Here is a 12,812-nt window from a genome sequence, read left to right as displayed (position 1 = left end):
AAAGCGCTTTCATAAATATTAGACAGGCAACGATTGATCAGGGCCTTGTTCTTGTTTCTTTAACACGACCCGTTTGATCGGCCCGACCAGCAGCAAATAGCTGAGGATCGCCGCAATCGCGTTAGCGCCGACAAACACAAGCGCGCCATTGAAAGATCCAGTGGCATTGACAATGTATCCGATAATAATCGGTGTTGTAATTGAGGCAATATTCCCGAAAGTGTTGAACAAACCGCCGCTTAATCCTGCACATTCTTTCGGAGACGTGTCCGACACGACAGCCCAGCCCAATGCGCCGAAGCCTTTTCCGAAAAACGCAAGCGACATAATAACAACGACAAGCCACGCTGAATCTGTATAGTTGCAGACAATCATACTGCAAGACAGCAGCATGCCGGCAATGATTGGCACTTTTCTAGCAAAGGTAAGTGAACGGCCTTTTTTGAGCAAGATGTCTGACACAATGCCCCCAAGCACGCCGCCGGCAAATCCGCACAGCGCCGGCAGGGAAGCGACAAACCCAGCTTCAAGAATAGACATGCCGCGGGCCTGAACCAAATATACCGGAAACCATGTGAGAAAGAAATAGGTGAGAGTCGTAATACAGTATTGCGCGATGTACACGCCAATCAGCATGCGGTTCGTTAACAGCTGTTTGATATACGGCCATTTCGATTCTGTTTCTTGTTTGCTTTTACTGTCATCCATGGAAATCAGCCCGCCGCCCTGTTCGATGTACGCAAGCTCAGCTTCATTAACCTTTGGGTGTTTTTTCGGTTCATACACCGTTTTTAGCCAGATGACAGCCAGAAGAATGCCCGCAATACCCATGATAACGAAGACGGAATGCCAGCCGAAAGAGTGGGTAAGCCAGCCCATTAAAGGAGAAAAAATGACGATTGCGAAGTATTGTGCTGAATTAAAAAAGGCTGAAGCTGTCCCGCGCTCGGAGCTTGGAAACCATGAGGCAACAACTCTGCCGTTTCCGGGAAATGAAGGCGCTTCTGATAAACCAACCAGAAAACGCAGTGCAAACAGCAGGATAATCGCTGTGCCGGCGGAGAAAAAGCCAATCGCCCCTTGCAGCAGCGTAAAAAACGACCAGAAAAAGATGCTTAACGCAATGATAGTCTTTGAACCAAAACGGTCCAGCAGCCAGCCGCCCGGAAGCTGTCCGATGACATAGGCCCAGCCAAAGGCAGAAAAGACATATCCCATGGCGACCGAGTCCAATCCCAAATCATGCTGGACGGAATCTCCGGTGATGGAAAGCGTCGCTCGATCCGCGTAGTTAATAGAGGTCACAAGAAACAGCATAAACACGATGAACCAGCGCACGGACGTTTTTTTGCCCGCCGGTGTAACATTCGCAAAGTCTTTTTTCATAGTATCTTCTCCTTTTCAAAGTAGAGAATCATATGCTGGCTGTGATAAAGCCGGGAAAGAGACGCATGCCTCTTTCCAGCACCATTACGGCTTCACAAAAACGGTTTTAATCGCTGTGAAAAAGTCCTTCGCTGCCTCACCCTGTTCTCGGGAGTGGGAGCTCGACTGCTTCATGCCGCCAAAAGGCGCCTGCAGCTCAACACCTGCGCTTTCTGCATTGATCCGAACCAGTCCGGCATCGATTTCATCAATGAAAGAAAGCATTAGGCCGATGTTTTCCGTGAAAATGGATGCACTTAAACCGAACTTCACATCATTGGCGATGTTCAGCGCCTCCTCCATCGAGTCCACCTTGATCAAGGCGATCACCGGACCGAAAATTTCCTCCTGGGCAATTGTCATCTCAGATGTCACATTGTCAAAGATGGCAGGCTGAACATAATAGCCGTTTTGATACTTTCCGTTCTCCAGCTTTTCTCCTCCTATTAAAAGGGAAGCCCCCTCCTGTTTGCCTTTCTCAATGTATGACAGGCAGTTATCAAGCTGATTCTTGCTGGCAATCGGTCCCATCCAGACATCCTCTTTTAAGCTGTCTCCGATTGTAATATCTTTTGTGCGGTGGAGCAGGTTTTCTTTAAAGCGCTCGTAAATTCCGCTTTGTACGATGACACGGCTTGTCGCGGTGCATTTCTGGCCGGTTGAACGGAAGGCCCCTGTTATGACTGCTTCTGCCGCAGCTTCAAGGTCAGCGTCATCAGCTACGATGACAGGGTTTTTGCCGCCCATCTCAAGCTGGTACTTGGCTCCCCTCGCTAAAGCGGCTTGCCCGATGATTTTTCCGACTTGATTCGAACCGGTAAACGTAACGGCGTTTACACCGTCATGCTCAGCAAGCCCCTGCCCGACAACAGAACCCAGGCCTGTCACCAAATTGATGACCCCTGCCGGGAGCCCCGCTTCCTCAAAGCAGGCAATGATCTTCGCGCATGTCACAGCTGTTTCTGTCGCCGGTTTGATGACAACGGTATTGCCGTATACCAATGCCGGCGCCATTTTCCAAATCGGAATCGCCACTGGGAAGTTCCACGGAGAAATCACGCCGACCACACCGAGCGGAACACGGGTGGTAAACATGAGCGCGTCTTTGTCAGTAGACGGAATGACGTCACCCGTTTTTCGCATGCCCTCTCCGGCGTAATAACGCAGAATGGCAATCCCCCGGGCTGTTTCTCCCTTCGCTTCCGGCAATGTTTTCCCCATTTCACGCGTTGCACAGGCGGCGATTTCCTCCAAGCGCTGCTCCATGATATCCGCTGTTTTGTATAAGTATTGGCCGCGCTCGGCACCCGTCAGCTTTCTCCAAGCCGTTTTGGCTTCATTGGCGGCGGCGACGGCACGTTCCACATCTTCAGCCGTTGAATTCTGTACATATCCGACAATATCATTCACATCGGCAGGGTTTTCGACCTTGACCATATCGCCTGATTGAGACTTAACCCACTCTCCGTTAATAAAGTTGAGGTACGTGTTTTGTTCCGTGATCACAGACATGCCCATTGCCCCTTTCGTGTTTTTTCTGGTCAAACCGTCGCGGCTTTTTTCGGAAAACGGTCAGCCGCCTGCTTCAAAATTGCTTCCAATTGCTGATAATGATCTTTTTCAACCGGGCCGACAGGCGGTCTGGCTGTATTCCTTACATTCAAACCCATGATTTCCATACCGGCTTTAATCAAGGATACGGCGTAGCCTTTTCGTTGTTTGCGAATGTCGTTGATCGGCAGAATCACATGCCGATAGAGTTCCTTCACCAGCTCGTCATTTCCGTTTTTCAATGCATCATAGAACATTCGCGAAATATGTGGGATATAATTTGAAATCGCTGAAGAGTAAGAGTGGAACCCGATCGGCAGATAAGCCGGCATCGTCACTTCAGCCATCGGCATTCCGTTGAGCCATCCCAAGCGGTCGCCGATCGTATAGACGAGATTGATATTCAAATCCATATTTCCTACCCCGTCTTTAACACCGACAAGCTGTTCACATTCGGTCAGACGTTTGATCTGTTCAACAGAGAGAACGGCGTTATCGCGCTGATAAAGAATCGCGTTCAAGTCAGTGCTTTCAATAATCGTTTTCGCATACTGGTACAGCCCCTCCTGTTCGCCATGCACCAAATACGGAGGCAGAATCAAGTAGCCGTCGGCGCCTTTTTTCTCCGACAGCTGCGCCCATTCAAGCGCTGTGCTGAGGTTGCCGCCCACCCCCGTGTAGACCGGCACCTTTCCTCCGGCTGCCGAGACTGCGACTTCCACCATTTGCTCATATTCCTTCTGGCTGAGAGATTGGAATTCACCAGACCCGCAAGCGATAAATATCGCTTCCAAGCCCTCATTCAGCAAAAACTCAATGTTTTGAAAAAGAGCTTCTTCCTCCAGTTTTCCTTGTGTGTTAAAAGGAGCAACCGGAAAACCTAAAATTCCAGCGGGTGCTTTTCTGATACGGCTCATCAACATAACCTCCTGTTATTTGTGTATACAGCCTCTATCTGTAAGCGCTATTATTAATTTTTCTTTCACATCCGCTCCTTCCCATATATCCTTTTGTTTAATTGTAAGACAAATAAACAATAAGTCAATATCTTTATTTTCTGATATTTTATAAAAAAGCGGTAAATCACTGTCCGGCCGGGATTCTGCGCAGCAAAAAAACAGCCTGGTCAGCCGGCTGTTTGGTTTATATCCTTCTTTGTTTCATCGTCTCATGCAAAAGCTTTGCTTCCAAAAAAAACACGTGGATGAATTTTTTCATATTTATTCTAGCAGGGGCGAGAGGTTTTGCATCCTTGGATTGGAGTTCTTTCATTTTCTGGCTGACTACCGGAAAATCAAAGAATTTCGACGCATAGGTTTCAAATTTTGGATTCGAAAAATCAGTTGTCCCCAGTGATGCAAAATGGTGCAGCGAATGGATAATCGCTCTGCGGATACGCTGCTCCGAGGCTTTCATTTCGCGATTGACTTCCGTCTGTGAGGCCCCTGTCCCCAGCTTCCGTACCGCTACTTGGGTGAATATTTGTTTTAGCGAAGGGCTTTGTTTTTCGTGCGGCTCGGATTGCTCGTGTTCTGCTAAATACTGCAGGACCGCCATGAGATCATGTGCGCCGCCTTCTCCCACCATGCCCAGCTCGGACAACAGGAATGTTCCTGCCTCTTTTAAACCGCTGTCACTCTTCTGCTGGGGACGCGCTTTCCGTTCAGTCCGATTGACAAGCCGGCTTAGAGAATGCTGAATGGCTCCAATCGAGTGTTCAAGCTCGATCCGCTCCTTCACCTTTTGAAGAACCGTGACAATTTCAATGCGGTTAATCGGCTTATGGATAAAATATTCGATGCCGAGCGAGTACGCTTCCCCGACCATTTCCTTCGCCTCCACTTGAGAGATCATTACGATTTTGCCGGAGTACGTATTCTGGATCTGACGAATCGTCTCAATGCCGTCTCTTCCGGGCATTAACAGATCGATTAATAAAATATCAATCTGCTTAAATTGCAGCATATGCCCTTCCACTTGGCTTCCGTCGTCTGCTTCACCAGCAGCCTCCCCGAGATCTTCGTCCTCAATGATCTGCCTTAAAATTGACCGCACCGCACGGTCATCATCTGCAATAAAAAAACGCATAGCTTTTGGTTCACCCTTTCTGAATCAAATGCCGGACAGGCAGCCTGATGGCAAACACCACTCCCCGCTGCTGATTATCAAATGTGATATCCCCTTCTAGCTCTGTCACGATTTCCTTTACGTAGGAAAGTCCGATACCCGTAGAAGGCGTGCCAAATTCGTCATATTTTGAAGTAAAGCCCGGGTCAAACACAATGTCTCCGATTTTCTCGGAAATCCCTGGGCCATTGTCTTCCACCTGGAATTCTACCATACTCTCATTTGGCTTACGGAGCCTCAGACTGACCATTCCCTCTTCATCCATAGCCTCTACCGCATTTGCTGTTAGATTATTAATGATCGAAAGCACGATAAATACGTGATATTCGTCATGCTCTCCCTCGATCGAGCAGTAAAAATCAATCTGCTTCCCTAGTGCTTCAGCGTACTTTTCATTCATTCGAATCACGAGCTGCAGCAAATCAGAGGCCCTCATATAATCTCTCAAACTCTCATTCGAAATCAGTTTTGATAGCCCAGCGAATATCCGCTGGTTGTCCTTTTTCACTTCATGAATCTCTCCGGCCAGTCTCAGGATTCTGCCGCTCAGCTGAACATCCTTTCCCTTGATTTCCCGATAGAGCTGATACGAATCGTTTGTCACTTTCTCTGTCGTTTTCAATGTCTTTTTTAGGTGCACCGTTTCTTCATATAAATTGGAAACGATCATCAGCATGTGCTCGTGCTGCTGCCTTGTCTGTTTTTCTCTCGATTGTGTTTCATACAGCTTCAGCACACTATAAAAGCTCATCACAATAAATGTGTGAGAAATCGCAATCACCGCAATGTCAGTGATTTTCTCAGGCGTGACAACCGTATGAAAAATGAGAAATTGCACAGTTAGCTCGACACAATCTGACACAACTTCAATCATAAACCCAATGAAACCGAGCATAATCGGCCGTTCACGGAAACGATTGGCCTTTAATATGGAAAACAGACAGGCGTAAGTCATATAAAAGAAAAAGCCAGACGCTTGATCATACAGAATCGGAGTCAGCCCATTGTGTCCTCCGCCCCATAATTCCAGAAAGACGCGAAAGATGAAAACAGCCGCTCCAGTCAGAAAACCCGGCAGCACAGCGGGCACATGCCGCAACAATGATAAAAAGAAGAAAAAAACCGGTGCCCCAAAGCTGACCCGGAATTCTTCATTGAGGGGATAAAATTTCAGTTCACCGGCCAGCGGCACCGTAATCAGCATCAGGGCCAATATATATCCGTCTTTTTCAATAAACCGTTCCAGTTTTATGTTGATCACATCCTCGCTTTTTATTTTGGGGAATCGGGAGAAAACCTGCAAATTGCTTTTGACCCAGAACATGAGGTTTTTATAAATCTTACTGCTTATTTTCAAAATGTTTTTGTCGTATTTTGTATGATTCTGTAGTCTCCATTATACAGTAATTATACCTTCCGCTATTATGAAAGCGTTTAACGCCCCTTTAGCCTTCGTTTTGATACACCTCAGTCCTTTAAGAAAAAAATCAGTGAGGAGGAATTCGATGAAAGAATTGATAAAAGAGCACCAGAAAGACATAAATCCGGCGTTACAGCTTCATGATTGGGTTGAATACTATCGCCCTTTTGCCGCCAATGGACAAAGCGCAAACTATATCCCCGCTTTAGGAAAAGTCAATGATTCACAGCTCGGCATCTGTGTATTGGAGCCTGATGGAACGATGATACACGCCGGCGACTGGAACGTCTCTTTTACCCTGCAAAGCATTTCAAAAGTGATTAGCTTTATTGCCGCCTGCATGAGCCGCGGCATTCCCTATGTGCTGGACCGCGTAGATGTCGAGCCGACAGGCGACGCCTTTAATTCAATCATTCGGCTCGAAATCAACAAGCCGGGAAAGCCCTTCAATCCCATGATCAACGCGGGTGCCCTCACCATCGCTTCGATCCTTCCCGGAGAATCGGCATACGAAAAGCTCGAGTTTCTTTACTCGGTGATGGAAACTTTGATAGGAAAACGGCCGAGAATTCATGAGGAAGTATTCCGTTCTGAATGGGAAACCGCCCACCGCAACAGAGCGCTGGCCTACTATTTAAAAGAAACAAACTTTTTAGAAGCTGAAGTAGAAGAAACACTTGAGGTGTACTTGAAGCAATGCGCTATGGAAAGCACCACAGAAGATATTGCGTTGATCGGCCTGATCCTTGCTCATGACGGGTATCATCCGATTCGACGCGAGCAGGTGATTCCAAAAGATGTGGCAAAATTGGCCAAGGCATTAATGCTGACGTGCGGCATGTACAACGCTTCAGGCAAATATGCGGCGTTTGTCGGCGTGCCGGCCAAAAGCGGCGTCTCCGGCGGCATCATGGCGCTGGTGCCTCCAAGCGCCAGAAGAGAACAGCCTTTTCAATCCGGATGCGGCATCGGCATTTACGGGCCTGCCATTGATGAATACGGCAACAGCCTCACTGGCGGTATGCTGCTGAAGCATATGGCGCAGGAATGGGAGCTCAGCATTTTTTAAACATGAAAAAAGAGGTGATTCTATGCAGCAAATCCTAGAACATATCGTCGGTATTGCAAATGATCTTTTGTGGTCAAAGCTATTAATTGTTTTGCTCCTTTCTTTTGGAATCTATTTTACGTTCAGGCTTAAGTTTTTACAGGTTCGCATGCTGAAAGAAATGGTCAGGGTATTAAGAGAAGGTGCTGCTTCCCGGTCAAAAAACAGCATTTCTCCGTTTCAAGCCTTTTGCATCAGCATGGCGGCCCGTGTCGGAACGGGAAATATTACGGGCATTGCCATCGCCATTGCACTCGGCGGGCCCGGTGCAATCTTCTGGATGTGGATTATCGCCATTATCGGATCAGCATCCAGCTTTGTGGAAAGCACACTGGCTCAGATTTATAAAGTAAAAGATGTAAACGGCTTCCGCGGCGGGCCGGCGTATTACATGGAAAAAGGGCTGAACAAAAGGTGGATGGGCGCGCTGTTCGCTGTGTTAATCACCTTATCGTTCGGTATCGTCTTCAACTCGGTTCAATCCAATACAGTCAGCCTTGCCTTTGAAAACGCGTTTGGCACAAACCGCCTGACATTGGGACTCATTTTAATTGCTGTATTCGGCACGATTATTTTTGGCGGAGTCAAGCGCATTGCAAAGCTGGCTGAATCCATTGTCGTCGTATTGGCTGTCCTGTATATCGGAGTTGCGTTTTTCGTCATTTTCTCCAACATTACGCAGCTGCCAGGTGTGCTTGCGCTAATCGTGAAAAATGCGTTTGGTTTTGACCAGGCCGCCGGCGGGGCTTTGGGCGCGGCACTCATGCAAGGCGTCAGACGGGGAATCTTTTCAAACGAAGCGGGAATGGGAAGCGCACCAAATGCCGCTGCCACCGCCACAACAAGCCATCCCGTCAAACAGGGGCTGATCCAAGCTTTTGGTGTACTGACAGATACACTGGTCATTTGTACAAGCACCGCTTTTATCATTCTGTTTTCGGATGCCTATCATACTCCGGGTCTGAGCGGAATCGCCTTGACACAAGCCTCCCTCAGCTCCCATGTCGGATCATGGGCATCAGGCTTTCTCGCGATTCTGATTTTGTTATTCGGATTCTGTGCTCTAATTGGAAACTATTATTATGGCGAAACCAATATCGGCTTTTTGAACAAAAGCAAAAAACTGATTTTTGTCTACCGTATCGGCGTGCTGGCAATGATCGTGTTTGGCTGTGTTGCCAAAGTCCAGCTCGTCTGGGATCTTGCTGATTTGTTCATGGGTTTGATGGTCATCGTGAATTTAATCGCGATTTTCTTACTATCAAAGGTCGTTTTTACGGCGCTGAAAGACTATACACGCCAGAAAAAAGCAGGCAAGGATCCGGTCTTTTATAAAGATGTGCTCAAAAACCATAACGGCATTGAGTGCTGGCCGGTTTCAGACACAAAGACTGACACGCACAACAAACAAATATCATAAGAAAAGGGTGTTCAGACATATGGGCTGAACACCTTTCTCTTTTTGCGTTTATTGACAAACACGTAAGCCTCCATTACGATTTTCATATCTTTTTCAAAAAAATCTGAAAGAAGGCATCGGTACATTCTATGAATCCTATCCAACACATATTAGATACATACCCGCTTATTGTGCTAGACGGCGCCATGGCGACCGAGCTTGAACGCAAGGGCTGTAATTTGAATGACAGTCTGTGGTCGGCAAAAATCCTGATGGAAGAGCCGGAGCTGATTAAACAAGTTCATACTGATTATTTTGCGGCAGGTGCCGATTGTGCAATCACCGCCAGCTATCAGTCTACATTTGAAGGCTTTGCCGCACGCGGGCTGAGCGAAGCGGAAGCACGCCGGCTCATCGAGTTGTCCGTCAGCATCGCAGCTGAAGCACGTGATGAATTTTGGTCGCTTAAAGAGAACAGTTTGAATCGGCCAAAACCCATCATTGCGGCTTCTATAGGCCCTTATGGCGCTTATCTTGCAGACGGGTCTGAGTATCGCGGCAACTACGCAATATCAGAAGATGAACTGATTGAATTTCATCGCCCCCGGATGAAGGCGCTGATTGAAGCCGGAGCTGATGTATTGGCATGCGAAACGATTCCGTGTCTGACTGAAGCCAAAGCGATTGTTCGGCTGTTGAAGGAATTTCCTGAAACGTATGCATGGATCAGCTTCAGTGCTAAAGACGGCCTGCATATCAGTGACGGAACACCTGCATCTGATTGCGCATCATGGCTTGATGAACACCGCCAAATTGCAGCACTCGGCATCAACTGCACGCCGCTTCAGCATATCCCTTCCTTGATAGAGGAGTTAAAAAAGAACACGTCAAAACCGATCATTGTCTACCCGAATTCAGGTGAGCAATATGATCCGGAAACAAAAACGTGGAACGGCGCAGCATGCGCAGAATCTTACGGGGCGAGCGCCCGCACCTGGCATGAAAAAGGAGCGAGGCTGATTGGCGGCTGCTGCCGGACAAAACCCGAAAATATTCAAGAAATTGCGGCTTGGGCCCGCTCTTTAAAAACAACTTGACTTATCGGAATAGTTTGTATATTCTAACTTAAAGCCGGTTCGCCGGAGTCTCGTGTCACTTTCTGACATGAGATTTTTTATTAGGAGGAAATAAATCGCTGATAGAAAGTTGGAAAAAGATGAACTCTGCCCACAACAAGAATGAGACAACCTTTCAGAGAAGTATGAAAAGCCGGCACCTCTTTATGCTTTCCTTGGGAGGTGTCATCGGAACCGGGCTGTTTTTAAGCTCAGGTTATACCATTCAGCAAGCAGGCCCGGCCGGAACGATACTCGCCTACTTAGTCGGGGCCGGCATCGTCTATCTGGTCATGCTATGCCTCGGTGAGCTGTCAGTCGCCATGCCTGTGACCGGCGCCTTTCACACCTATGCAGCCAAATACATAGGGCCGGGCACCGGATTTACGGTTGCTTGGCTGTACTGGCTGACATGGACCGTGGCATTGGGATCAGAATTCACAGCAGCCGGCCTGTTAATGCAGCGCTGGTTCCCCCATACATCGGTTTGGATGTGGAGTGCCGTCTTTGCGCTGTTCATTTTCTTGCTTAACGCATTTTCGGTCAAGTTTTTCGCTGAATCAGAATTTTGGTTTTCCAGCATCAAAGTATTAGCCATTGTATTATTTATTCTTTTAGGCGGCTCTGCCATGTTCGGCATCATCCCGATCAAAGGCGGAGAAGCCGCACCGATGCTGTCCAACTTCACCGCGGAAGGCGGGCTTTTTCCAAATGGATTTGTCCCGATTTTGATGACGATGCTGTCCGTTAATTTTGCCTTTTCGGGAACGGAACTAATCGGAATCGCAGCCGGTGAAAGCGTTGATCCTGACAAGACGATACCAAAAGCGATTAAAACAACGGTCTGGCGTCTCTCACTCTTCTTTGTCGGAACAATTTTTGTGCTGTCAGGGCTGATTCCGATTCAAGATGCAGGTGTCATCAAAAGCCCGTTTGTCGCTGTTTTTGACAGAGTTGGTGTACCATACGCAGCCGATATCATGAACTTTGTTATCCTGACAGCGATCCTGTCAGCGGCTAATTCCGGACTCTACGCTTCTTCCCGGATGCTGTGGTCTTTATCAAAAGAAAAAACGCTTCATCCGACATTTGCAAAGCTGACGTCAAAAGGAACCCCTTTTAACGCGCTGGTGTTCAGCATGATCGGCGGCATTCTGTCGTTGCTGTCCAGCGTATTTGCGCCAGACACTGTATACGTTGTGCTCGTGTCGATTTCCGGTTTTGCCGTCGTTGTCGTGTGGATGGGAATCGCTGCTTCTCAATTCATGTTCAGAAAACGTTATATCGAAGCGGGAAACAAGGTTACTGATTTGAAATACAGAACCCCTTTGTATCCGTTCGTGCCGATTGCAGCGTTCCTGTTATGCCTGGCTTCCGTTGTTGGCATTGCCTTTGATCCGAATCAAAGAATCGCACTCTATTGCGGCGTTCCATTTATGGCCATTTGCTATGCAATATATTATGTAAAAAACCGCAAAAGCGAGCCGGCTGCTGATATGACTTATTCAAAATAAAAAGAACCTGCCTTCAGGCAGGTTCTTTTTCGATTTTCACACTTCCACTGTCCAGTTAAACGGCCCTTTCACCTTGCCAAGCTGAATATCTGTTATCGTTTCATACAGCTTTTTCGAGAGGTCCCCGATTTGCCCGTCTCCTACAATCACCGTTTTTCCATGAATGTTGAGTTCACCGACAGGCGTAACGACGGCTGCCGTGCCTGTGCCGAAGACCTCTGTCAATTCTCCGCGTGCAGAGGCCGCATACACCTCATCAATCGATATTCTCTCTTCACGAACCGGAATGCCCCAGCTTCGAATCAATTCAATCGCAGACGCGCGTGTCACCCCGCTTAAAATGCTTCCGCTTAAAGCAGGTGTGACAGCTTCCCCGTTTATGACGAAAAAGATGTTCATGCTTCCCACTTCTTCCACATATTTCTTTTCGATGGCGTCCAGCCACAGTACCTGGTCATAGCCCAGTTCATTCGCTTTCCGCTGTGCCTGAAGACTGGCGGCATAGTTTCCAGCCGTTTTTGCAAACCCGACTCCTCCGTTGACCGCCCGCACATACTCATCTTCGACATAGATTCTAACCGGCTTCAGCTGATCGTCGCCATAATAGGAGCCGACAGGCGAAAGCACGATCATAAATGTATAGCTCCTGGATGCCTTCACACCGAGACTCGGTTCTGTGGCAATGACAAAAGGACGAATATACAGTGACGTTCCTTTTTTCTTTGGAACCCAATCTTTCTCCAGCTCAACTAATTGTGTCAATGCCTCAAGCACCAGCTCTTCGTCTAAAGGGGGCATGCTCATGCGCTCACACGATCTGTTCAGCCGTTTGATATTTTGATCCGGACGGAACAGGAGCACCCTGCCATCCTCTGTTCTGTATGCTTTTAATCCTTCAAAAACAGCCTGGCCGTAATGAAAAACAGATGAAGACGGATCGAGCGTAAGCGGTGCGTACGGTGCAATTCTTGGATGATGCCATCCAATTCCCTCTTCGTAGTCCATCACAAACATATAATCTGTAAAATATTGTCCAAACCCCAAGGAAGACGGGTCGGGCTTTTCCTTATAATATACAGTTTTTTCTCGTTCAATAAGCTTATTCAATCTAATCAGCACACCTTTCATATAATTGTTTAAATATTCAGTCTTT

The 12,812-nt window shown here is 47.6% G+C and carries 10 protein-coding genes; 4 read left to right on the top strand and 6 right to left on the bottom strand.

Going from position 1 to position 12,812, the window contains the following annotated elements; all coding sequences use genetic code 11:
- Nucleotides 1-18 precede the first annotated feature (18 nt).
- The 5 genes from gudP to glnK form a co-directional block, all read right to left on the bottom strand.
- Nucleotides 19-1,386, bottom strand: coding sequence for a glucarate transporter GudP (gene gudP, locus NSQ83_RS01815; protein WP_198879033.1), 1,368 nt, complete (start codon nt 1,384-1,386; stop codon nt 19-21).
- A gap of 84 nt (nt 1,387-1,470) precedes the next feature.
- Entirely contained in the window at nt 1,471-2,937 is a 1,467-nt protein-coding gene (gucD, locus tag NSQ83_RS01810) for an alpha-ketoglutaric semialdehyde dehydrogenase GucD (protein WP_204551418.1), read from the bottom strand.
- A 29-nt stretch (nt 2,938-2,966) separates the two neighbouring features.
- Nucleotides 2,967-3,893 (bottom strand): 5-dehydro-4-deoxyglucarate dehydratase, encoded by a 927-nt coding sequence (gene kdgD, locus NSQ83_RS01805; protein ID WP_014475678.1) that lies wholly within the window; start codon nt 3,891-3,893, stop codon nt 2,967-2,969.
- Nucleotides 3,894-4,119: 226 nt separating this feature from the next.
- Nucleotides 4,120-5,064 (bottom strand): glutamine utilization two-component system response regulator GlnL, encoded by a 945-nt coding sequence (gene glnL, locus NSQ83_RS01800; protein ID WP_339238923.1) that lies wholly within the window; start codon nt 5,062-5,064, stop codon nt 4,120-4,122.
- Nucleotides 5,065-5,074: 10 nt separating this feature from the next.
- Nucleotides 5,075-6,307 (bottom strand): ATP-binding protein, encoded by a 1,233-nt coding sequence (gene glnK, locus NSQ83_RS01795; RefSeq protein WP_204551509.1) that lies wholly within the window; start codon nt 6,305-6,307, stop codon nt 5,075-5,077.
- Between the two features lie 301 nt (nt 6,308-6,608).
- Here glnK and NSQ83_RS01790 point away from each other — a divergent pair, with 301 nt between their 5' ends.
- The 4 genes from NSQ83_RS01790 to mmuP all read left to right on the top strand — a co-directional run bounded on the left by NSQ83_RS01790 (nt 6,609) and on the right by mmuP (nt 11,659).
- On the top strand, nt 6,609-7,592 hold the full coding sequence (locus tag NSQ83_RS01790; RefSeq protein ID WP_014475676.1) for a glutaminase: 984 nt from the start codon (nt 6,609-6,611) through the stop codon (nt 7,590-7,592).
- A 22-nt stretch (nt 7,593-7,614) separates the two neighbouring features.
- Nucleotides 7,615-9,051, top strand: coding sequence for an alanine/glycine:cation symporter family protein (locus NSQ83_RS01785; RefSeq protein ID WP_003246395.1), 1,437 nt, complete (start codon nt 7,615-7,617; stop codon nt 9,049-9,051).
- Between the two features lie 128 nt (nt 9,052-9,179).
- Complete coding sequence (gene mmuM / locus NSQ83_RS01780; protein WP_198879031.1) at nt 9,180-10,127, top strand: homocysteine S-methyltransferase; 948 nt, start codon at nt 9,180-9,182, stop codon at nt 10,125-10,127.
- A 119-nt stretch (nt 10,128-10,246) separates the two neighbouring features.
- Complete coding sequence (gene mmuP, locus NSQ83_RS01775) at nt 10,247-11,659, top strand: S-methylmethionine permease (RefSeq protein ID WP_015715174.1); 1,413 nt, start codon at nt 10,247-10,249, stop codon at nt 11,657-11,659.
- A 36-nt stretch (nt 11,660-11,695) separates the two neighbouring features.
- Here the strand turns inward: mmuP and NSQ83_RS01770 are convergent, their stop codons facing one another.
- Complete coding sequence (locus tag NSQ83_RS01770; protein WP_019712566.1) at nt 11,696-12,766, bottom strand: branched-chain amino acid aminotransferase; 1,071 nt, start codon at nt 12,764-12,766, stop codon at nt 11,696-11,698.
- Nucleotides 12,767-12,812 lie beyond the last annotated feature (46 nt).

It is taken from the genome of Bacillus sp. PS217 (genome assembly GCF_037963535.1).
Classification (GTDB): Bacteria; Bacillota; Bacilli; order Bacillales; family Bacillaceae; genus Bacillus; species Bacillus subtilis.
Note: the sequence above shows the minus strand (reverse complement) of the source record. Positions and strands in the feature narration are given on the sequence as shown.